The organism is Kitasatospora sp. NEAU-CNBT7, assembly GCF_057220535.1.
In genome coordinates, this window is record NZ_JBXQQB010000002.1 from 137898 (window position 1) to 159242 (window position 21345).

At 75.1% G+C, this 21345-nt stretch carries 20 protein-coding genes; 10 read left to right on the forward strand and 10 right to left on the reverse strand.

The window, feature by feature from the left end; translation table 11 throughout:
• Nucleotides 1-150: 150 nt before the first annotated feature.
• Nucleotides 151-1995 carry an ABC transporter ATP-binding protein gene (locus AC2TEW_RS03470; protein WP_484621768.1) on the forward strand — a complete coding sequence of 615 codons (1845 nt, stop codon included), beginning with the start codon at nucleotides 151-153 and terminating at the stop codon, nucleotides 1993-1995.
• 159 nt (nucleotides 1996-2154) lie between these two features.
• Here the strand turns inward: AC2TEW_RS03470 and AC2TEW_RS03475 are convergent, their stop codons facing one another.
• On the reverse strand, nucleotides 2155-3534 hold the full coding sequence (locus AC2TEW_RS03475; RefSeq protein WP_484621769.1) for a tetratricopeptide repeat protein: 1380 nt from the start codon (nucleotides 3532-3534) through the stop codon (nucleotides 2155-2157).
• 481 nt (nucleotides 3535-4015) lie between these two features.
• On the opposite strand from AC2TEW_RS03475, the gene AC2TEW_RS03480 reads away from it, so the two are divergent.
• Entirely contained in the window at nucleotides 4016-4216 is a 201-nt protein-coding gene (locus AC2TEW_RS03480) for a cold-shock protein (protein WP_484622051.1), read from the forward strand.
• A gap of 100 nt (nucleotides 4217-4316) precedes the next feature.
• On the opposite strand, the gene AC2TEW_RS03485 is transcribed toward AC2TEW_RS03480, so the two are convergent.
• From AC2TEW_RS03485 to AC2TEW_RS03505, 5 genes are all read right to left on the reverse strand, one after another.
• Nucleotides 4317-5170 (reverse strand): IS5 family transposase gene (locus tag AC2TEW_RS03485; protein ID WP_484621770.1). Its coding sequence is split into 2 segments (ribosomal slippage): nucleotides 4317-4774 and nucleotides 4774-5170, totalling 855 coding nucleotides; the frame shifts between segments, so codons are not numbered across the junction.
• A gap of 30 nt (nucleotides 5171-5200) precedes the next feature.
• The gene (locus tag AC2TEW_RS03490; protein WP_484621771.1) at nucleotides 5201-6508 is read right to left on the reverse strand and encodes a CHAT domain-containing protein; all 1308 of its coding nucleotides are present in this window, start codon (nucleotides 6506-6508) and stop codon (nucleotides 5201-5203) included.
• A complete protein-coding gene (locus tag AC2TEW_RS03495; RefSeq protein ID WP_484621772.1) occupies nucleotides 6502-8277 on the reverse strand; it encodes a hypothetical protein in 1776 nt (591 codons plus the stop codon). The genes AC2TEW_RS03490 and AC2TEW_RS03495 overlap by 7 nt, the downstream gene beginning before the upstream one ends.
• Before the next feature lie 4 nt (nucleotides 8278-8281).
• On the reverse strand, nucleotides 8282-9613 hold the full coding sequence (locus AC2TEW_RS03500; RefSeq protein WP_484621773.1) for a hypothetical protein: 1332 nt from the start codon (nucleotides 9611-9613) through the stop codon (nucleotides 8282-8284).
• Complete coding sequence (locus tag AC2TEW_RS03505) at nucleotides 9613-11109, reverse strand: hypothetical protein (RefSeq protein ID WP_484621774.1); 1497 nt, start codon at nucleotides 11107-11109, stop codon at nucleotides 9613-9615. Before AC2TEW_RS03505 ends, AC2TEW_RS03500 begins: the two co-directional genes overlap by 1 nt.
• Before the next feature lie 160 nt (nucleotides 11110-11269).
• Here AC2TEW_RS03505 and AC2TEW_RS03510 point away from each other — a divergent pair, with 160 nt between their 5' ends.
• From AC2TEW_RS03510 to AC2TEW_RS03525, 4 genes are all read left to right on the forward strand, one after another.
• On the forward strand, nucleotides 11270-11689 hold the full coding sequence (locus AC2TEW_RS03510; RefSeq protein ID WP_484621775.1) for a hypothetical protein: 420 nt from the start codon (nucleotides 11270-11272) through the stop codon (nucleotides 11687-11689).
• Between the two features lie 62 nt (nucleotides 11690-11751).
• Complete coding sequence (locus AC2TEW_RS03515) at nucleotides 11752-12204, forward strand: hypothetical protein (RefSeq protein ID WP_484621776.1); 453 nt, start codon at nucleotides 11752-11754, stop codon at nucleotides 12202-12204.
• Nucleotides 12205-12697: 493 nt separating this feature from the next.
• The gene (locus AC2TEW_RS03520; RefSeq protein ID WP_484621777.1) at nucleotides 12698-13930 is read left to right on the forward strand and encodes a sensor histidine kinase; all 1233 of its coding nucleotides are present in this window, start codon (nucleotides 12698-12700) and stop codon (nucleotides 13928-13930) included.
• On the forward strand, nucleotides 13927-14601 hold the full coding sequence (locus tag AC2TEW_RS03525; protein WP_484621778.1) for a response regulator: 675 nt from the start codon (nucleotides 13927-13929) through the stop codon (nucleotides 14599-14601). Before AC2TEW_RS03520 ends, AC2TEW_RS03525 begins: the two co-directional genes overlap by 4 nt.
• 37 nt (nucleotides 14602-14638) lie before the next feature.
• Here AC2TEW_RS03525 and AC2TEW_RS03530 read toward each other — a convergent pair whose 3' ends face one another.
• Nucleotides 14639-15190, reverse strand: coding sequence for a VOC family protein (locus AC2TEW_RS03530; protein WP_484621779.1), 552 nt, complete (start codon nucleotides 15188-15190; stop codon nucleotides 14639-14641).
• Nucleotides 15191-15536: 346 nt separating this feature from the next.
• Between AC2TEW_RS03530 and AC2TEW_RS03535 the strand changes: the two genes are divergently transcribed.
• From AC2TEW_RS03535 to AC2TEW_RS03545, 3 genes are all read left to right on the forward strand, one after another.
• Entirely contained in the window at nucleotides 15537-15959 is a 423-nt protein-coding gene (locus AC2TEW_RS03535; RefSeq protein ID WP_484621780.1) for a hypothetical protein, read from the forward strand.
• Between the two features lie 636 nt (nucleotides 15960-16595).
• On the forward strand, nucleotides 16596-17066 hold the full coding sequence (locus AC2TEW_RS03540) for a hypothetical protein (protein ID WP_484621781.1): 471 nt from the start codon (nucleotides 16596-16598) through the stop codon (nucleotides 17064-17066).
• Between the two features lie 121 nt (nucleotides 17067-17187).
• Nucleotides 17188-17631: a hypothetical protein gene (locus AC2TEW_RS03545; RefSeq protein WP_484621782.1), complete on the forward strand. Its 444-nt coding sequence runs from the start codon at nucleotides 17188-17190 to the stop codon at nucleotides 17629-17631.
• Nucleotides 17632-17652: 21 nt separating this feature from the next.
• On the opposite strand, the gene AC2TEW_RS03550 is transcribed toward AC2TEW_RS03545, so the two are convergent.
• From AC2TEW_RS03550 to AC2TEW_RS03560, 3 genes are all read right to left on the reverse strand, one after another.
• Nucleotides 17653-18336, reverse strand: coding sequence for a hypothetical protein (locus AC2TEW_RS03550; protein ID WP_484621783.1), 684 nt, complete (start codon nucleotides 18334-18336; stop codon nucleotides 17653-17655).
• 50 nt (nucleotides 18337-18386) lie between these two features.
• A complete protein-coding gene (locus AC2TEW_RS03555; RefSeq protein ID WP_484621784.1) occupies nucleotides 18387-19916 on the reverse strand; it encodes an FAD-dependent oxidoreductase in 1530 nt (509 codons plus the stop codon).
• Nucleotides 19917-20196: 280 nt separating this feature from the next.
• Nucleotides 20197-20367 carry a hypothetical protein gene (locus AC2TEW_RS03560; RefSeq protein ID WP_033825083.1) on the reverse strand — a complete coding sequence of 57 codons (171 nt, stop codon included), beginning with the start codon at nucleotides 20365-20367 and terminating at the stop codon, nucleotides 20197-20199.
• 252 nt (nucleotides 20368-20619) lie between these two features.
• On the opposite strand from AC2TEW_RS03560, the gene AC2TEW_RS03565 reads away from it, so the two are divergent.
• Nucleotides 20620-21180, forward strand: coding sequence for an ATP-binding protein (locus AC2TEW_RS03565; protein WP_484621785.1), 561 nt, complete (start codon nucleotides 20620-20622; stop codon nucleotides 21178-21180).
• Nucleotides 21181-21345 lie beyond the last annotated feature (165 nt).

Here is a 21345-nt window from a genome sequence, read left to right on the forward strand (position 1 = left end):
GGCGTCGTCCGCCGCAGACCGGCGACGCCGTGATCCCGCCGGCACCGTCGTCGCACGGCCGCTGCGCCGCCCCGGACCGCCCCCCGCGCGCCCTCGACGGCCCGAGTCACCGCCGCCGCACCGCCGTCCGTACCACCAGAGAGGCTGCCCGTGGCCGACCAGAGCACCCGCACCGCCAGCCGCCCGCCGGACCCGGTACGGCTGCGCGCCGAACTGACCGCCGAGCCCGTCCGGCTCGCCCTGTCCCTGCTGGCCGCGCTCGCAGCCACCGGCGCGATCCTCGCCCTCCCCCTGCTGGTGCGCGAGATCATCACCGACTTCTCCGCCCACCGGCCGCTCACCCCCGACGTGCTGCTGATGTGCGCGGCCGCGCTCGGCGGCGCCCTCGCCGAGGCACTGTCCGGCTTCCTGCTGGCCCGCATCGGCGAACGGCTGACCTACCGGCTGCGGGTCCGCATCATGGAACACGCCCTGCGGCTGCCGCTGGCCACCGTCCGCACCCGGGGCACCGGCGAGATCGCCGCCCGGATCACCTCGGACGCCCTGCTGCTGCGCCAGGTCGTCGAGGTCGCCGTCCAACTGCCGCTGGCCGCACTGACGGTGGCGGCGACCCTGGTCGTGATGGTCTGGATCGACTGGGTGCTGACCCTGGTCACCGTGCTCGCGCTCGCCGTCCTGACCGTCCTGGTCCTGCTCATCCTGCGCCGGATGCGGGCCAACGTCACCGGCCAGCAGGACGCCGTCGGACACCTCGCCCAGCGCTTCACCGCCGACCTGGACGCCCTCACCACCATCAAGGCCTACCGCGCCGAACCGGTGGCCGCCCGCGCCCTGGCCGCCGACGCCGAACGGCTGCGCGCCGTCTCCCTGGTGGGTGCCCGCCTCGGCTCGCTGATCCCCGCGGTCCTCACCCTCGGCAACCAGCTCGCGATGATCGCCGTGATCCTCACCGGCGGCGCGCGCCTCGCCGCCGGGGACCTCCAGGTCGCCGAGTTCGCCGCCTTCCTGCTCTACCTGCTGCAGACCATCCCCTCCGTCAACACGCTGGCCACCGGCACCGGCCGCCTCCAGGCCGGCCTGGCCGCCCGGGACCGCTGCAACCAACTGCTGGCGCTGCCCCCGGAGACCGACCCCAGGGACGCCGAACGCGCCGTCCCGACCCCGGAGCCCGACGCCCCCTCGGTCGTCTTCCGCTCCGTCGGCTACACCCACGGCGGCTCCACCGAGCCCGCGCTGCGCGGCATCTCCTTCACCACCGCCCGCACCGGCCTGACCGCCGTGGTCGGCCCGTCCGGGGCCGGCAAGAGCACCACCCTGTCGCTGATCGACCGGTTCATCCGCCCGACGGCCGGCACCATCACCGTCCTCGGCCACGATGTCCGGAGCTGGCCACTGGACGCGCTGCGCGGCCGGATCGCCTACGTCGACCAGGCGTTCACCCTGCTGGAGGCCACCGCCCGGGAGAACCTGCAGCTCGGCCGCACCGACCGGGCCGACGACGCCGAACTCGACGCCGCACTCGAGGCCGTCGGCCTCACCGAGGACATCGCCCGCCTCCCGCAGGGCCTGGACACCCCGCTGGGCCGCGAATCCGACCTCTCCGGCGGCCAGCGCCAGCGGATGGCCCTCGCCCGCGCCCTGCTCTCCGACGCCGAGATCGTCCTGCTCGACGAGCCCACCAGCCAGCTGGACGGACTCAACGAACAGCGGTTCCGGGCGATCGTCTCCGAACTCGCCGCGACCCGGGCCGTCATCGTGGTCGCCCACCGGCTCTCCACCGTCCAGCACGCCCAGCACGTCATCATGATGGACCGGGGTACCGTCGTCGACGCCGGCGGCCACCGCGAACTGCTCGCCCGCTGCGGCCCCTACCGGGACCTGGTGGCCAGCCAGACCGTCCCCGGTACGGGCCTCGACGCCGGGCCCTCCGAACCCGCCACGCCCTCCGAGCCCAGCACACCCTCCGAGCCCTCCACGGCCGTGCCGACGCGATGAGCCCCGGTGGTCGGCGTCCGGCGCTCGGCGTTCGGCGGCTTAAGGCGGTTGTTGTGCTCACGTAGGCGTCATTGGTTCCAGCACCGGGACCGGTCAGCGTAAGAGACGAGGCTTCAGCTCAAGAGCCGAAGCCTCGTCACGGAAATACCCATTCCGGTATTAGACGGGGGGCTCAAGGGCGTAGCCGTTCTCATCGGTTGCGATGGGCGTCCCCGGCTCATACGCCGCGCGTTGTTCGGCGAGCGTGGGCAGGACGTCGATCGCCTCGGCAGCGCGTCCCTGCTGGACCAGGAGCTCGGCCAGCTCCGAAAGGTGTTGGGGGTCTCCGGTCCGCAGTAGCGTGACGGCTTCTTGGACGCGGCCGGAGTCTGCCAGCAGCCAGGCCGTCGTTTCCTTCAAGCGGTACTCGTCCGCGGGTCGGGTCGCGGCGTAGTCGAGGGCTTCCTCGTGCCGGCCGGCCTCGCCCAGCAGCCACAGCCGGTTTGAGGCGAACCAGGAGGTGTGTTCCTCGACGAACTCGGCGCTGCGTTCGTCGAGGAGGGCCAGGGCATCCTCGGGGCGTCCGGCCTTCTGGAGAAGGTGGATGACACCCTCCAGGAGGCAGGCGTCGTGGTGGTCGAACGTGGGGCGTCCCGCCTCGACGGCTTCGTCGACGCGGCCCTGCCGAGCCAGCAGATCGATCAGGGGCCAACGGAAGCGGTCCGGATACTCGTCGGAGCCGATGAACTCCCGCAGGACCCTCTCCGCCTCATCGGCCTTCCCAGCGCCTTCGAGGGCCCGTGTGTAGTACTGGAGAACAACGCCCGCCCGGTTGCCGGTGCCCAGTTCACGCAGGGTCTCGATGCGCCCGTGACGGAGGAGGAGCTCGGCGTACGCGGTGAGGGTGTTCTGAGTCAGGAAGTGGCCTGCGGCTATGTCCGCGCCGAGGATCCGGATCGCCTCGTCGGCGCGGCCGGAGCGTTCCAGGACCTGGGCCTGCAGCTGCTGCGCGTTGCTGCAAGGATGGTTCCACCGGCCCTCGCCCCTGGCACGCCGGGCACTCTGCGCGATTGGGTCCAGCAGCTCCAGCACCCGGGCGTCGCGGTCCTGCCCATCGGTGATCTCGACGAGGCACGACGTCAGCCACCAGCCGCCGAGGTGGGGCTGCAGGAATTCGATCGCCTCGTCCACACGCCCGGCAGCGGCCAGGAGTTTGGCGAAGTCGAAGCAGACACGGTCCGGCGTGGGCCCGGTCTCGTCCGGACGGACCAGGGCCAGCGCTTCGTCGATCCGACCCCACTGGATCAGGGTCTCCGCCGTCGCCCAGACGGCGGGCTGCCAGCCTGCCGCGACGAAGGGTTCCAGTACGTCGCGGGCTCGTTCGTACTCTCCGGTCCGGAAGAGCTCACGGGCCGCCGCCTCGGCACAGGACCATTCACCTTTCTCATGCGCAGCCCGGATCACCAGGTCCAGATGTCCCTGTTTCAGTAGGAGGTTTATCAGCTTCCAGGAAATGCCACTGTAGTGCTTCGCATGCCACTCAAGATCGTCAATGTTCACGGCGACAGCGTAAAGCCACCTACTGACACTCGCCGCTGTCGGGCCAATACAGCTAGCGGGCTTGGGCTTGGGCTTGGGCTCGGGCTCGGAAACGGGCTGAGGCCGAGGTGGGCTTGCTGCACGGCATGCTCGTTGGCACCTGAGTGGGTTGCCTTCAGGCAGCTCGCGCCTGGGTGCGACCCCGCCAGCGCTCGTCCCTTTCCAAGACGCGGGCTGTCCGATAGACATCGATTTCAGGAAGAGCAGGCCATCCAGTGCATCGTGTACGGAGCTGATGGCCCGGCATTCTGCAGAGCGTCGGCCCGCGCCGATGCCGTTCGCTGGGTACCGTCATCGGAGCAGTCGTGGTTCCGAGTGTGCGCCCGCGGTCGTTGCCCGCGGGCGTTCTTGCTGTCCAGCGCATGCACCTCCGGACCTTGGCGATCACCTCCGCACGGGCCCGCACAGAGCAGGCCCGGCACCGATCCGGGTAGGAACCAGCATTGCCAACGGCACCGTGAAGTGGTTCAACGCCGAGAAGGGCTTCGGCTTCCTCGAGCAGGAGGACGGCGGCCGCGTGTTCGCCCACTACTCGAACATTGATGCGCAGGGCTTCCGCGAGCTGCAGGAGGGCCAGAAGGTCACCTTCGACGTAGCCCAGGGCCAGAGGGGCCCGCAGGCCGAGCACATTCGTCCCGCCTGACGCTCGAACGTCGCTCGGCTCCCGCACAGGCCGGGCGGCGGCGCCCTCCGGCGCGACGGCCGAGGCCGGTGCCACCCGTAGCGGTCACGGCTTAAAGGAGCTAACACAAAGCTCGGACGCGTCGGTAGGTGATCACGCAGCAGGCCAGCTTGAGGAACGCCTCGTGGATGTCGTCGCGTATGTCCCAGCGGATGCGGCGGCGTCGGAAGCCGTGGATCCAGGCGTTGGTGCGCTCGACCACCCGGCGGACGGTCCCCAGGCCGGAGCCGTGCGCTACTCCGCGGCGGGCGATGACCGGCTTGATACCCCGTTTCCGGAGCAGCCGGCGGTACTTGTCGAAGTCGTAGCCACGATCGGCGAACAGCTGGCGCGGGCGGTGACGGGGTCGGCCGGTTGCTCCTCGGATGCGTGGGATCGCGTCCAGCAGTGGCAGGAGCTGGGTGACGTCGTGGCGGTTCCCGCCGGTCAGGGTGATGGCGAGCGGGGTGCCGCGCCCGTCGGTGATGACATGGTGCTTCGAGCCCGGCCGGGCGCGGTCGACCGGGCTCGGACCTGTTTTGGGCCGCCCCGACGGGCCTGGTGGTGGGAGCCGGCGATCACCGCCCGCGACCGGTCCAGCTTCCCCGCACGGTGCAGCTCGGTCAGTAGGACCTGGTGCAACCGGTCCCAGACGCCGGCCTCGTGCCAGTCCCGCGGCCGGCGCCAGCACGTCATCCCCGAGCCGAAGCCCAACTCCTGCGGCAGCCACTCCCACTGGACACCGGTGTGCAGCACGAGCAGGATCCCCTGCAGGCACCCGCGATCGTCCAGAGGCAACCGACCTGGATTGCGCGACCGGCGCTCCCGCACCGGCAGCAATGGCTCGATACGTGCCCACAGATCATCCGATACCACCCACGGCGGACCTTCAGCTTCCCCACGGACGGACCAACGAGCGGACGAACGACGAGACATGGCCTCGCGAAGGCTTTGTGTTAGCTCCTCTCAGACGGTGATACAGGTGAGGGCCGCCCACAACAAGGGTGAGTGCTCGATCCGGTGGCCGGTACGCCAGCGGGCCAGCTGCCGCCGCTGCCACCCGCCGAGCGCGCCGACCGGGTCCGGGTGGTCGTGGGCGGCGTCGACTGCGGTGACCGCCTCCGACAGCGGGCGGACCGACGCGTCCAGGCCCGCCAGCTGGTGGAAGGCGAAGCTGGTCGGCAGCGTCCAGCGGGTCGCGGTGACCAGCTCCGCGCCGTTGTGGAGCATCGCCGCCGCCAGCCCGAAGGACTCGGCGAAGCGCAGGTCACCACCGCTCTCGCAGGCGATCAACGCGACCCTGCTCGGCGCCGGCCACAGCCGGGCCCCCGGCACACCGTCCGCCCGCCCCGCCAGGGTGCCGAGCAGCAGGTCCTTCGCCGACAGCGGACGGTGGCCGCGGACCGGCTCGGCGAGGCCTGCGACCTGCGCCCCGCAGGCGAGATGCAGCGCCGCGTCCTCGCTCTGGCCACCGCCGACCGGCGCGCCGCTGACGTGCCCGACGTACAGCAGCCGGCGCGCACCCGCCCGCAGCACGCCGCCCAGCCAGTCACGGTCCAGGTCGCTGCGCCGGAACGCCTCCGCCGGGGCGGCCACGGCCGGCACCGCGGTCCCCGCATCGAGGTGACGCCCCACCAGCGCGAGCAGCTCCGGGTCCGACCCGGGCGGGCCGAGCACCGAACCGAGCACGGAGTCCGCGCGGAACCCGGGGATCCTCGGGTCGAGCACCAGCACCACCGCGTCCCGTCCGGCGGACGGCACCCGGGGTGCCTCCTGAGCCTCCGGTCCCTGGGGACCTTCCGGTCCTTCCGGACCGGGCGGGCGGCGGAGCGAGAGCGGCGCAGCGGTCGCGACGTCCGCGAGGTCGATCAGCCGGGTGTCGTCCGCATCGACCGTGAGCAGTTCCCACGGCACCTGGGCGACCCGCGGCGAGGGCTGGATCCGGACCACCGGACGCCCCACCGCCCCCGACACGTGCCGCAGCTGCTCGGTCAGCCCTGGCGGCCACAGCGCCTCGGCCAGCGCCCGGGCCAGGCGGAGTTCACCGTGCCGGTCGGCGAACGCGCCCGCCTCCAGGGCGTGCTGCATCGCCTCGCCCGGTCCCGGCAGGGCCGCCGCCAGCGCCCGGACCGCCTGCTCGACCTCGGCGGCGGGCGCGTACCCGCTGCCGTAGCCGTGGGCGCCGGCCGTCCAGCGCCAGGTCAGATGGAGGTCCCCGGCGTCGGCGAGCCTGAGCAGCACGACCGGACGCGCCGGCGCGCCCGCGGTCACCACGACGCCACCGCGGGCCCGCTCACGACCGCCCGGTGATAGCGGCTCCGGGCGGCCTGCGCGTACTCCTGCAGCGCGGTACGCGGCGAGGCCGGTGACATCAGCACCGGCGGCGGGGGAGCGGCCCGCAGCCCCACCGAGGCGGCGGCCTCCGCGGCGACGGCACCGAGCACCGGGGAAGGTGACCCCGGGACGGCCGCGGGTGCGCGGACCTTCGCCGCCGGGTCCGGGAACACCGCAGCCGCCACCGCCGGGCCCGGCGCCCGGCCCAGCGTCAACGCGGCCCCGGCGCAGCGGTGTTCGACCAGCTCGAAGAGCAACCCCTGGTCCCCGCGCCGCTGTGCCAGCCGGAACACCAGCTGCATCCCCTCCTGCGCCAGCTCCAGCCACTGACTGCGCGCGTGGCCGGTCGCGAAGTCGAAGCGGAACGCCTCGACCGCCAGCGCCGCCGGTACGGCCAGCGCGAGCGCCGCGTCCAGCGCCGCCGCCCGGTCGCCCGCCGCGGCGCTTCCTGGCGGGGCGTCGGCCTCCGGGGCGTCGACTGCCGGGTCGGCGGCCGACGGGGCCGGGTCGGCGGCGCCCGGTAGTCGGTCGAGGGCGTCCTCGATGCTCGCCGCGAGCATCAGATCGGCCTGTGCGCAGCGCTCGTACACACCCTGCGCCTGGTACACCTCGCGGGCGCCCTCGGTGAGCCTGCGCTGCTCGTCGAGGTCACCGCGGGCGTACGCCTGCCGGGCGGCCAGCAGCATGGTGTCGGCCGCCGCGAGCGAGGCGCCGAGCTGCTGGAACCGCGCCAGCCCGGTCTCCGTCAGGGCCAGGGCCCCGGCGGCGTCGCCGCGCTGCGCGGCGAGGAAGCCGCGGGCCTGCTCGCAGACCGCCAGGTCGCCGAAGCGGCGCTGCCGCTCGAAGACGGCGGAGGCCTCGGCGAAGAGCTGCTCGGCGGTGTCGAAGTCGCCGCGCCGCATGGCGGTGTACGCCCGGTCGGCGATCAGCTCCTGCCGTGCGCCGACGTCGCCGAGCAGCGCGAAACCCTCCTCGGCGCGGGTGAACCAGTCCTCCGCGAGGTCGAACCGCCCGGTCGAGGCGCAGGCCAGACCCACTGCGGTGAACAGGCGCGGCCGGGTCTCCACCTCGGCGGGCGTGGTGTCCAGTACCGCGAGCGCCAGCTCCTCCGCCGCGCCCCACTCGCTGCGCGCCATCAGCAACAGGACCCGGTGGTGCCCGAGTTCGGCCGCCCGGGTGCCGTCCCCGGCGAACCCGGGCAGCCGGGCGTCCGCCTCGTCCAGGCACCCGGCGGCCTCGTCCAGCCGCCCGGAGCGGCGCAGCAGTTCGGCCCGTCCCAGCAAGGTCTTCAGCAGCACGTCCAGCCACAGCTGCCGCCCGCGCGGGCCCATCGGGGCGGCCTCGATGGAGTGGAGCAGCTCGAGCGAGCCGATGAAGTCGTCCTCGGCGTAGGGGAGTTCGGAGGCAGAGAGACGGACGATGGCGCTGTTGGCCAGCAGATGGGCGCGCAGGAAGCGGACATCGGGCGAGTCGTCGAGCGCCTCGGCGGCCGCCAGCAGGCGGCGCAGGACGGCGAGCGCCGCCGGGAGGTCGGCCGTGAGCTGGAGGTCCTCGAACAGCGCCAGCCCACTGTCGAACGGTTCACCGAACAGCGGCGCCGCGGCAGGGTCCGCCTGCTCCGGAGGGCCCAGCGCGTCCGCCCGGCCAGGGGGCGCGGCCTCGTCTGTCGGGTCGGGCTGTGGGGTCTGCTGGGCATCGGCAGGAGGCATGGCGTCAGAAGTCCTCGGCGGCGTCGGCCGCGGCGATCTCGGCGAGAAACGGCCGGGCGGGGGAGTCGTACGGGATGGGACCGGACGCCCCGGACAGTCGGTGGCGGGCCAGGGTGCGCACGGCCTCGCGGTCGGCCGCCAGGGCGGGTGGGCCGTCGTCGGGGCCGCCGAATCCGGGCAGCAGGACGTCCACCTCGATCCGGGCCGCCGCCGACTCCGGCAGTACCAGGTCCGCCCGGCCGAACCAGACGTCGTCCCGCAGCGCGAGCGGAATCCGTGCGGCCGGTTCGCCGCCCACCCGCACCTGCGCGACCAGGAACACCCCGGGCGCGGGTACCACGGCTCCCGCGAGCGCCTCGACCTCGATCCGGCGGCCGGACCCCTGCGCCCTGGCCGTCCAGGAGACCGCCTCCTCGGCCGCATCGACGAAACCGGGCGGGTAGCGCCGCCAGTCGCAGGACCCCGCACCGCGCGCGATCACCCGACCGAGCCCCGCCCCGGCAGCGGACCCGAGCGCGGCGGCACCGGAGCCGGTCACCGGCCCGCCCGCCGCGAGCGCGTACCCGCCCGGCCGGGCGAACAGTGCGCCGAAGCCCGACAGCGGCGACAGCGCACCCTCCCGGGAGCCGGCTTCGGGCGCCTGCCCGTCGAACTCCTCGCGCAGCAGCCGGAGTTCGGGACCGTCCAGGCCGGTGAGGTCCGCCAACGCGTCGACCAGCCGGAGCACCTCCGCCACCTGCGCCGGAACCGGGACGGGAGCCGGACCCGGAACCCGCTCGGCAGTCGTGCGCCACCACCGCAGCAGCGGGCCGACCGCCGCCCGGTGGGCGTCGAGCAGATCCGCCGCGCAGTCGTCCACCTGGTCGCCGGAGCCGTCGAACAGCTGCTGGCACCGGTGGCCCAGCGCGGCCAGCTCCAGACCGAGCAGGTCGCCCGGCAGCGCCGGGATCCCGTCCCGGTCCGAGGCCGGCCACCACCGGGCCGCCCACAGCCCGAGGGCGAACCGGGCCGCATCGGCGGACAGCCGTGGGTCGGCCGGCCCGGACGGCACGGAGACAGGCCCGGACCGCCCCTCGGCGCAGGCCGCGACCGCAGCCGCGGCCGGTGGCCCGTACAGCGCCCAGAGCCACTGCTGCGCCCGTGCGCCGTCATGCACCAGGGCCGTCGGCGGCGCCGGGTCGCCGGGTACGGGCCAGGTCAGCACCGCACCCGCGACATCGAGCACCGCCTGCGCGAACACGGGCCGGGCGGCGGCGGGTTCGGCGATCTCCGGCGTGGTCCCGGGCACGATCCGGACCTCGCCGTCCGCGGTCCTGCCGACGGTGAGCCAGGACATCAGGCGCTCCTCGCCTCGACGAGCTGCGGTACGGCGGGTGCCGAGAGGGCGCGCAGGGCGTTGCGCACCCGGCCGCGGTGGTCCAGCAGGACCGAGCGGGCCACCCCGTCGAGCAGTTCCCACGCGGCGGCCGGACCGTCCAGCGGGGCGTCCCGCACATCGCGGCCGTGCAGCCTGACCCAGAGCCGGCGCAGGTAGGCCACCCACGGCGTGCGCAGCTCCGCGGCGAGTTCGGCCAGCGTGCCGCCGTCCGGGTCGGGCACGGCGGTCATCCGGCGGGCCCGCAGGACCGACGCCTCGCGCTGCCAGCGGCGGTTCACCAGCCGGTGGGCGGCGGTCCCCGGCCCCGGCGGCCGCCCGGAGCCCAGCGGGTCCAGGCCGACCGCGAGGCAGCCGCCGAGGACCACCGCCACCCGCAGGCTCTCGTCGCCGAGGCCGAGCGGCTGGCAGCTGCGGCCGGCCTCGCGCCGTACCAGCTCCGGCACGGGCGGCAGGTCCGCGTCCCGCCCCGACGACTGCAGGACGGTGAACACCCGCTCGAACAGGGTGCGGTCGAGCGGCGGCGGGAGGGTCGCGGTCGACGCGCCACGGCCGGTCTCCGGACGCGGCGGCACCCGGTGCGCCGTCAGCTCCAGGTGGGCCGGCAGGTCCGCGCGCCCCCACAGGGCGTCCGCGCGGCCCGCCCACAGCGCCCGGCCGAGCGCACTGCCCGACCCGCGGTCGACCAGCTCGGCGAACGCGGCCGCGCCCGCCACCCCGGCGGCAGGGGCGGTGGCGCCGCTCTCGCCGGGCCCGGTGCGCGGCGCGGCGCACGCGTCGAGCGCCTCGGCCGCCAGCGCCGAGACGGCCGCCAGGTCTCCGGCCGGCGTCAACTCCCGTTCCTGCCAGGCCGCGAGCAGGGTCCGGTCGAGCGCGGCACGGCGGTCCGGATCGGCGAGGTGCTCCCTGAGCGCGTCCACCGTGCGTCCGCCGCCCGCCTCCGCGATCTCGCGGACGGCCGCCCTGGCTCGGCCCTCGGCGGTGCGCACCGAGGCGCCGGGCGCGGGGGAGCCGGACACCGATGAGCCGGACACTGAGGCGCTGGGCATCGATGAGCCGGGCGCCGCGCCGTCCGAGGGGGCGCCGTGCACGGTGGCCAGCTCGAAGCAGCGCTGGAAGTACAGGTCCTGCGGGTTGCCCGCGACGATCCCGAGCGCCCGCCGGGCCCGCTTGAGCAGCGTGAACCAGGCGGCAGTCGCCACCAGGCACTCGCCGGCCTCCCTGATCAGCCCTTCCAACTCGGCGGCCTGCGAGCGTGTCAGGAAGTCCGCCGCCAGCGAGGTGTGCAGCGACGGGCGGACCACCAACGGCAGCAGGACCAGCTTCACGGTCCGGGTCAGCGGGCTGCCGCCCGGCCCGCTCAGCGGCTCCAGCCCCGGCCCCAGCGCACGCCAGGCACGGTCGATGACCATCGCACGCGGAACGCAGGTCCCCGTCGGCCCGCTGGGTGAGTCCATGGGCCCAGCGTACGGCGCCCGGTGATCACCGACGCCCGGGCCCCTCGGGCCTCGGACCGTCCCTCGGCTCGGAACCTGGGATCGGTAGGCGCGGCGGGCCCCATAGCGTCCAACGCATCGGACACCGAGCAGGTGGCACAGAAGAGAGGAACGCAGAGACATGGGAATCTTCGGCAAGGGCCGCAGGAGCCGCGAGGAGAAGGCCGAGGAGATCGTCGGGCAGATCGCCGAGGGCAAGGGGTTCTACGGCCGGATGACCAAGGCCTTCGTCGGCGGCCAGGACTTCGCCGCGATCCAGCAGTCCATCGCCGGCCACCGGTCGGCCGGCGAGGTCCAGCAACTGCTCGCCGCCGGAGCGCCCACCGTCCCCGCCGTCGTGGTGTCGATCGCCGACACCGGCCGCCTGGTCAACTACGACCCGGTCGTCGACCTGGTGGTCCGCCCGGCCGGCCCGGCACAGGACCAGCTCACCCTGCGCACCCTGGTCTCCAAGCTGCAGATCCCACGGGCCGGCGACCAGGTACGGCTGCTGCCCGACCCCGCCAACCCCGGCGGATTCCTGTACGCGGGCCTGGCCTGACCGCCGGTCGGCCGGCCCAGGGACCGCCCGGAGGCGGTCAGCCCGGGCCAACGCAGGTCCCCGTGGTCGGTCCGGCGGGCGCACTGCTGCGCCACCTGGTCGGGGTGGTGACGGCCCTGCTGGGACCGGCCCTGCTGGCCGAATCGGTGACCGCCGGGACCGCGCTGCTGATCGTGGGCGCCGGCTTCACCCTCATCATGACGCCGCTCGGGATCGGCGTGATGGTCCACACCCGCCGGGAACGCGCGGACAACCGGAGCCTCGACCGGTCCGGGGCCGCCGCGACCGCCGAGGTGCTCGAGCTGACCGCCATCCCCTGGGACGGCGAGGTGGACGGCGTCCGGCTCCGGGTACGGATCAGCGGCCCCGGCTTCCCGACCTTCGAGGCGACCTGGGACCGGTCCGCGCACTCCGGGCTGCAGGTGGGCCGGCTCCTGCCCGCGACCGTGGACCCGGTGGACGGCCGCTTCCGGGTCCACATCCCGTCCCGGCCCCGCCGCCGCGCGCCGCGGTGACCGGGGACGCCTCACCCACCGCAGGACCCGGCAACCACGGCCGCCACGACGACCCGCGACGACGACCCGTGACCGGCGGCCACCGCAGGCACACCGTCCACGAGCCCGCCACCGCCGGGGTGACGGTGAGTTCGCCGGGCAACGGACCCCGGACCCGGACCCCGGACCCCGGACCCGGACCCCGGACCCCGGTTCTGCACCAGGCGCCGCCACGCGGTCACCACCACGGTGTGGCTATGGAGGAGACCGTCGGCGGCACCGGCGGCGGTCGCCACCACGGTGACCGCGCTGCGCGGACCAGCCCCCTGGGCCCCGGCCCGCGCTGCGCACAGACCGCCGCAGAGCGCCGACACCCCGCACCCTGCCCCCGGGACCCTGGCCGACGACCCACCGGTCTCCCGCCGCGGACGGCAGTCGCCGGGCCCCGACCCTCCCTCGGGCGTACGCCCCGGGGCGGATGCCCGGCGGCGGTCGGCCCGTCTAGGGTCCCGGCATGGACACCACCGCTCGTACCCGCACCGACGGGCCCGCCGTCGCCGCCCGCCGCAACGGCCCCCACGGAAGACCCGGACCGGTGGCGGCCGGGTGGCCCGCGCTCTGGGGCGGGAGCCTGCTGTACGTGCTCACGGTGCTGCTGCTGCCGACCGGCGCGCCGACCGTGTCCGGGACCTTCCAGGGCCTGGCCGCCGTGCTGGCGGTCGGTCTGCTGACCGGTGTGCTGCGCCAAAAGCCGCTGCTGGCACTGGCGTTGACGCTGACCGGTTCGCTCGTGCTGGTGGTGCTGAGCCGCGATGTCTTCCAGCCGGACCGGTTCCTGGCCTTCCTGGCGGCGGACATCGCCCTCGGCTTCGTCGCCGCCACCCGGAGCCGTCCGGTCGTGCTCGCCGCCGCCGCCGTCTCGGCCACCGTGCAACTGCTGGCAGCCGGAGGCTTCGCCTACGGACCCGACCGGCTGGTCGCCATCAGCGTGGTCGCCCTGCTGGCGATGGTCACCGCGTACGTGGTCGGGCTGCTCGTCCGCGAGCGCCGGGAGCACGGGGCGGCCCTGCGCCGGCAGGCGGTGGCCGAGGCCGTCACCGCCGAACGGCTGCGGATCGCCCGGGAGTTGCACGACATGGTGGCGCACAGCATCGGCATCATCGCGATCCAGGCCGGCGTCGGCAGCCGGGTGATCGAGACCCAGCCCGCCGCGGCCCGCGAGGCGCTGCGGGCGATCGAGGCCACCGGCCGGGAGACCCTGGCGGGCCTGCGACGCACCCTGGTGGCGCTCCGTCAGGCCGACCCGGCCGGCGCCGGCCCGGCCTCCGCCGCACCCGTACCGGGCCTCGCCGACCTCGACCGGCTGGCCGCGGCGACCGCCGACGCGGGTGTGCGGGTGGAGGTGCTCCGCGGCGGCGAACAGCGTCCGATCCCGGCCGAGATCGACCTGTCCGCCTACCGTATCGTCCAGGAGGCGCTGACCAACGTGGTCCGCCACGCGGCCACCACGCACTGCCGGGTGACCGTCGAATACGGGGACGGGGAACTGCTGGTGGAGGTCGTCGACGGCGGGCGCGGGGCCCAACACCCCGGCACGGCCCACGGGTTCGGCATCATCGGGATGCGGGAGCGGGTCGCGCTGCTGCACGGCGCGTTCAGTGCCGGGCCGCGCGCGGAGGGCGGTTTCCGGGTGTGGGCGAGGCTGCCGCTGCCCGCCGACACCCACGGCCCGGCGGTGGCCGGATGATCCGGGTCCTGCTCGCCGACGACCAGCCGTTGCTCCGGTCCGGCCTGCGGGTGATCATGGCCGACCACCCGGACCTGGAGGTCGTCGGCGAGGCCGCCACCGGCGCCGAGGCCGTCCGGCTGGCCGCCGAGACCGCCCCCGACGTGGTGCTGATGGACATCCGGATGCCCGGCATGGACGGGATCGAGGCCACCCGCCGGGTCACCGGCGCCTCGGCGGCCACCCGGGTCCTGATCCTGACCACCTTCGACGAGGACGAGCACGTCCATGCCGCACTGCGGGCCGGGGCCAGCGGCTTCGCGGTCAAGGACATGGCCGTGGACGACATCCTCGCCGCCGTCCGGGTGGTCGCCGCAGGGGACGCGTTGCTCGCCCCGGGCGTCACCCGCCGCCTGATCGCCGACTTCCTCGGCCGCCCCGGAACCCCTCTCCCGCCCCACGGCGGTGCCGCCCGGACACGGCCGATGGAGGTCATCACCGAGCGCGAACGGGAGGTGCTGACCCTGGTCGGCAGCGGCCGCTCCAACGCCGAGATCGCCGAGGACCTCTTCATCACGGTCGCCACCGCCAAGTCCCACGTCTCACGGCTGTTCACCAAACTGGGCGCCCGGGACCGGGTCCAACTCGTCATCACCGCCTACGAGCTGGGCCTGGTCGCCCCGCAGCGCTGAGCGGCGCACCCGGCCGTGAGCTGTGAGCCGTGAGCCGTCAGCCCTCAGCCGTCAGTGCTTCGTCGGCGGTTGCGGAGGTGGCGGCCCGGCGGGCGAGCTCCTGGGCCGAGAGGTCCTCCAGGTGGGTCAGGAACACCCACAGGTGGCCCGACGGGTCCTTGATGACGGCGGTCCGGTCTCCGTGGAACATGTCCGTCGGCGGTTGGAGGACCTCGGCGCCCGCCGCTGCCGCGCGCTCCGCGAGAGCGTCCACGTCCGGGACGAACACGTGCAGCATGACGGAGGTCCCGCCGCCGAGCACGCGCGGCGGCGCGAAGGAGGCCGCCCCCGCCTCCGCCGCCCCGGCGTCGCCCAGCATCAGCACCGACCCGTGGATGCTGACCTCCGCATGGAGGACCCCGCCTCCCGGAGGGTCGATCCGGACGTCCTCGCGGGCGCCGAACGCGCGCCGGTAGAAGTCGATCGCCGCAACCGCGTCGTCGACCATGAGGTGCGGCACCACGGCCCGGCGGTAGCGCTCGGGGACCTCGGCGGCGGCTGCGGTTCCGGTGACGGCTCCGGTGACGGTTCCGGTTCCGGTTCCTGACATGGTGGCTCTCCTCGCGCTCGGTCGCCTGCCGCCGGACGGTTCCGGGGGCGCACGGGTGAACCTAGAAGCTGAACTTCGGTTGAAGTCAAGACAGTCGGGCCGGCCCGGACCGGCCCGGGCCGCCCTGTCGGCGCCGCTTCCGGCCGTGCCCCCACCATCCGCGCGGTTCCCCCGGCCCCATCCGTCCGGCGGCACGGTGGCCGACCTCGGGTCGCGAGGGCCGCGGCGGTCCCGGAAGGCGGGGGCGAGTCCCGGCCAATTTCCGTCCGCCGACGGCTGATCGTCCCCGGCCGGGGCAGACGAGGGCCGGGTCCGCACCGGGCCCGGCCCGTCGAAGGAGACCACCATGAACAGCCACGTGCCGGTGAACCTGTCCACCGCGGAGCTGACCGCCGAAGCCGCCGACCTGGTCCGGTCCGCCGCGCTGAGCGCCGGCCCCGACGGCCGCCCCGGCCTGGTGCACTCGGCGGACGCCGTCGACACGGTCGCGGCGCTCGCGGGACTGACCGCCCGGCTGCCCGAACTCCTCGACCAGCTGGCCTCGTTCCTCAGCAGCGAACAGGCCGCCGGCCGGATCGGGCCCCAGCGCGGCGCCGGTGACGACGCGGCGCACGACGCGCTCCGGGCAGCCCGCGACGCCCGCGAGCAGCTCTACGAGGCGGGCCGCACCGCTGCCCTGCTCGCCGAGTCGGTGGCGTCGGCCGCATCCGTCCTCGCCCCGCTCGGAGCCGCCCAGCAGCCGGGGAAGCCCGCCGCCCCGCACGCCTGACAGGTCCGGCGGCCCCGGCGAAGAACACCTCCGGCGGTGCGGGAGCGCTCTGCGCAACGAGAAGGACCCCGGTGGACGCCGGGGCCCTTCCGCATGCGCTACCGGTCCGCCGCCCAAGGGTCGCTCTTCCAGGTGATCGAGAAGACCGACTGCGGGGGGTAGGACGCGAAACCCCCGCCGTCCTGCCTCACGTGCACCCAGCCCTCCGGGCCGATACGGGTCATACCCTGATCCGCAGCGTGACCGCCCTCGGTGGCAGGGAGCTGGATTCTGGCTTCGGTCCACGTGGTCTGTGTCATGTACCGACTGTTTCCGGCCCCATGGCGGGTCCGCCACCCGGCGTGCGCCGGGCGGATGGCTCCGCCGTCCTCCCATGCGACAGGTCATCGGGGAGCGGCTGGCCCGCCCGGCCCGGCCGTGCCGAGCGCCGGGCCGGCGCGCGCGGGAGCCCGGTGGCGTCGGTGGTCGGCCGGGTGTTGACTGGATTGGCGTGTTCGCGGACGCCGGGCGGTTGGCTGCCTTGACGGGCGTACGGCGCCGGAGGCTCGGCCCGTCGCCGCCGACACGGTGCCCCCGATGCCGCCGGACGGCCGGCCCACCTGCCCGCGACCCCCACCCCAGCCCACGGGAGAAGCCATGACGACGCTGCTGCAGGGAGCGTTGGCCGGAGCCGCGGCCGGCGCCGCCGGTACGACGGCGCTGAACACCGTCGGCTACCTCGACATGGTCCTCCGGGCCCGGCCCGCGAGCTCGACCCCCGAGGTGACCGTCGAGAAGCTCTCCGAGGCCGTGCACGTCCAGGTGCCGGGGGACCGCAAGGAGCGGGAGAACCGCACCGCGGGCCTCGGCCCGCTGACCGGGATCGCCGCCGGGGTCGGCATGGGGATGATCCTGGGCGTGGCGCGTGCCGCGGGCTGGCGGCCGTCCACCGCCGTCACCTACGTCGTGGCCGGCGTCGGCGCGCTGATCGGGACCAACGGTCCGATGACCGTCCTCAAGGTCACCGACCCGCGCACCTGGGCGCTCACGGACTGGATCGCCGACATCGTGCCGCACGCCGCCTACGCCGCGGTGACCGTCGCCGTCGTCGAAGGCCTCGACCCCTGACGCTCGACCTCCCCGAGGAACCGCGCGACCTCCCCGAGGAACCGCACGACCTCTTGAGGAACCGGGGCGCCGGGCGCGGGGCCCGGGCAGGACACCGGCCCGCCCCGGTTAGGATCGGCTGATGGCCGATCTCCGCAGCGCACTCGACGCCCACGAACCGGCGATCCGCCGCCGCCTGCCGGTCGTGCTGCGGGCCGCCGCGGTGCTGTTGCTGCCCTGGATCGTCGTCCTCGCGCTCACCGCCAAGGGCCACTTCGGTGCCCGCAACCTGTCCAACTCCTGGGTCTGGCTCGACCTCATCGAGGTGACGGCGCTGCTGCTGCTGGCCGCGCTGGTCCGCCGCCGGCACCGGGCGACCAGCCCGATCGCCTCAGCAACCGCCGTGCTGCTGTTCATGGACGCGTTCTTCGACCTCTGGTCCGCGCACCGCGGCGCCCCGCTGCTCACCGCCCAGGTCCTCGCCTACTGCGCCGAACTCCCGAGCGTGCTCGTGCTCGCGGTGCTCTCCTGGTACTCGCTGGCCTGGGCCGCGGCACCGGCGCGCACCGACCTGCAGCGGGTGTAGCCCGGACGGTGTGACCGGGCGTCAGGACAGCTGGGACCAGACCGTGTCGATCAGCTCCGCGACCTGCTCCGGCCGGTTGCGCAGGTCGCCGCCGGGGTACCGGATCTGGACCGTCAGCCCGTGGGCCGCCCGCTGGCAGAGCACCACCTCGACGGTGTCGTCCGCCGGTGTGCCGCCCGCGTTGGTCGGCCGGTTGGCGATCGAGCAGGACACCTCGCCGATGCGCCGCACCTCCTCCGGCGCCCGGACCAGCCCGAGCTGCGCGGGATCCTGGTACCCGACCCAGGGGCCGGGCGTGTTGGCGCGGACGGCCACCAGCAGGAACGTCTGCTCCAGCTGCCGGTCGGCGTAGCGCTGGGCGAGCCCGGTGGCGCCGCCGTACGCCTCGGAGAGCTTCTCGGCGGTTCGGGCGTCCTCGTCGGCGACCCGGTCGGCGTCCGCCGCGCCCTTGTCCGCGTCGAGCGCGGTCACCGCCGACCGGTAGGTGGTGAAACCGGGCAGCTCCGGCGGCGCGGTGAGCGGGCCGCCGGCGGTACCGGACGGTGCGGCGGCCGGGTGGAGGGTGAGCAGGATGGTGGTGGCGGTGACCAGGGCGCCGAGCAGCAGACCGATCAGGCCGCCGGTCCACGGGCTGGCGATCGTCGGCCGGGTGCGGCCCGACCCGGCCGCGGCGGCCCGGTCCTCGATGGTCGGTGGGTGGCTCATCCCCACAATCTGGCAAGCGCGCGGCCGCTGCGGGCGGGATTCGCGTGAACTCACCCGATCCCGTGGGCCGTTCGGCCGGGCCGCGGGTGGCCGCTCGCGGTGTTCAGGGCGTCCCAGCCGCTCAGTTTGACCCGCTCGCCGCGGCCGAGCGCGGCGGCGGTCCGGTGCTCGCGCTCGTCGATGCCCAGCCACTCGGCGTACGTCACCGGGTGGACCCCGCGGGCCGCCAGCCGGTCGGCCAGCGGCGGCGCGCCGGGGTCCGCGTGGTGGGGCGGGGCGCCGCCCGGGAGCCGGTCGGCGAGCAGGGAGCGGACGGTCTGCGCGGCGTCCGCCTTGTTGGTGCCGATCACGCCGGACGGCCCGCGCTTCAGCCAGCCGGCGACGTACTCGCCCGGCCGGGGCCGGCCGTCGGCGCCCAGGACCCGCCCTTCGGCGTTGGGGACCACGGCACGCCGTTCGTCGAAGGGCACCCCGGCGAGCGGTGCCGAGCGGTAGCCGACCGACCGCAGCACCAGCTGGACGGGCAGCACCTCGTACTCGCCGGTGCCCACCGCCCCGCCCGCCGTGCCCGGGGCGGTCCGCTCCAGCCGCAGCGCCGTCACCCGCCCGGGCCCGAGAACCTCCACCGGGCGGCGCCAGAACCGGAAGCACACCCGGCGCCCCCCGCCCCCGGGCCGCCGGGCGGCCCAGTCGGCCACCACGGCCAGGTTGCCCCGGACCCGGCGGTCCACCGGGTCCGCGCCGGGGGGCCGCCCGCCGTCCCCCGGGGAGGCCCCGGCGAGGTGGCCGGGCGAGGCGTCGACGGCGATGTCGACACCGGGCAGCTCGCCGAGTTCGCGCAGCTCCTTGGTGGTGAACCGGGCCTCGGCCGGCCCCCGGCGGCTGATCACGTGGATCTCCCGGACCCGGCTGGCGGCCAGCGCGGCCAGCACCGGATCCGGTACGTCGGTCGGGCCGAAGTCGGCGGCCGGGCGGGCCAGGACCCGGGCCACGTCCAGTGCCACGTTGCCGGCCCCGATCACCGCGACCGAGGCCGCGTCCAGGGCGAACCGGCCGGGGTCGGCGTCCGGGTGCCCGCAGTACCAGCGCACGAAGTCGGCGGCCGCCGCGCTGCCCGGCAGGTCCTCGCCGGGCACGCCCAGCCGCCGGTCCAGCGGGGCGCCGGTCGCGTACACCACCGCGTCGTAGCAGGACAGCAGCATCTCGCGGGTCACCTCGCCGCCGAGCCGCAGCCCGCCGAGGAACCGCACCCGGGGGTCCTCCAGCACCCGCCGGAGGTAGTCGGCGATCGACCGGATCGACGGGTGGTCGGGGGCGACGCCGTAGCGCACCAGCCCGTACGGGGTGGGCAGGCGGTCCAGGACGTCCACCGTCACCCGCACGGCGGAGCCGTCGGCGGCCTGACCCGCCGGACCGGTCCGACCGGCCTGCGCGGTCTGCTTGACCAGGGCCTCGGCCGTGTACAGGCCGGCCGGACCCGAGCCGACCACCGCCACCCGCAGGACCTGCGCCCCGGGACGTGGTCCGAGAGCCCGCCCGCCGCTCACGAGGCCGGGCCGGCCGCGAAGGGGAGCTGTCATGAGAGCCTCCTGCCGGCCCGTACCGGCCGGGCCGCGAGGGAGGCGGACGGCCGGATCGCCGGATGCCGTCGGCTTCCATCCTCGCACCGCGGGCCGCGGCACCTCGACCGGCCCGGCCGGCCCGGACCTGGACCGGGCAGAGCCGGTGGGTGCGGGCGCGGGAGCGCGGGCGGGTGGGAGCGCGGCACGGCGTGAGAAACGTACGAGGGGGCGCACCCCGGAAGGCGCGCTCCCTCGTACGTCACCGCCGTACGTCGGTCTCGTACGTCACTGCGGTCGGCTACCAGCGGTACCAGCGGCCCCGGCTGCCGGAAGCGCCGGTGCCCCGGGCCACGAATCCGATCAGCCACACCGCCAGGACGATGACCGCCACCCACCACAGCGCCTTGAGAGCGAAACCCGCGCCGAAGAGGATCACGGCCAGCAGAAGCACCAGCAGAAGAGGAACCATGGTGAACGACCTCCAAATCGTTGACAGCGCCTCGCCTGCCCCGCTTCCGACCGGATAGTCACCGCGGTTTCCGCCCGGCTGCCGGTGCCGGTGCCGGTGCTGCCGCTGCTGCCGCCGCGGTGGGGACGGCCGGGGGCCGCGGGGTGACGGTGAGGTGTTCCGGCGGTGCGGGAGGGCAGACGGGAGGGCAGACGGACGTACGGGAAGTCCGGCACCGGTCGGCCGGTGCCGTCGGGAGAGGCGGGTGCGGACATGGACGCGGAACAGGGCACCACCACGGTCACCGTCGGCGCCACGTCCGCCCTCGGGCCGGGCCCGGTCCGCCGTCTCGCGCTGACCGGCCGGGCCGGGGCCATCGGCCGCAGCCGCGACCTCGCGGAGTCCGTTCTGCGGGAATGGGGCTGGCTCCCGGCCGAGGACGCGGAGCGGCGGGCCCGGGCCGAGGACGTGCTGCTCGTCGTCTCCGAACTCGTCACCAACGCCTGCCGCCACGCGGGCGGCGCCGCCGAACTGGCGATCTCCGTCGCCGCGCACACGCTGCGCGTCGAGATCACCGACCTGAGCCCGGCCGCCCCGGCGCCCCTGATGCCTGCCGCCCCGTCGGACCCGCCGCCTCCGCCGGGCCCGGCTGCGCCGGCCGCCGTCCCGATCCCGCCGAGGCCGCCCGGCCGGCTGGGCGGTTACGGGCTGCGCGCCGTCGCGATGCTCGCCCGCCGGTGGGGCTGCATCCCGGGCCCGGACGCGTCCGGGAAGGTGGTCTGGGCGGAGCTCGAGCTGCACGGACTGGCGGCGGGTCCTGCACACATGTCGTGAAGTGTTCGCACCCGGTGGAACCCGTCGGGTAGCCTCCAGGCGGCACGTTCCCGTGTCGGCGAGTGAACCCGAGACGCCCGGCGCGACCTGCCGGCGCCGCGGGCCGGAGTGGCGACGGCGGGGGCACAGCCCGCCACGGAGGCGACTTTCGATGGCTGGCTCGAC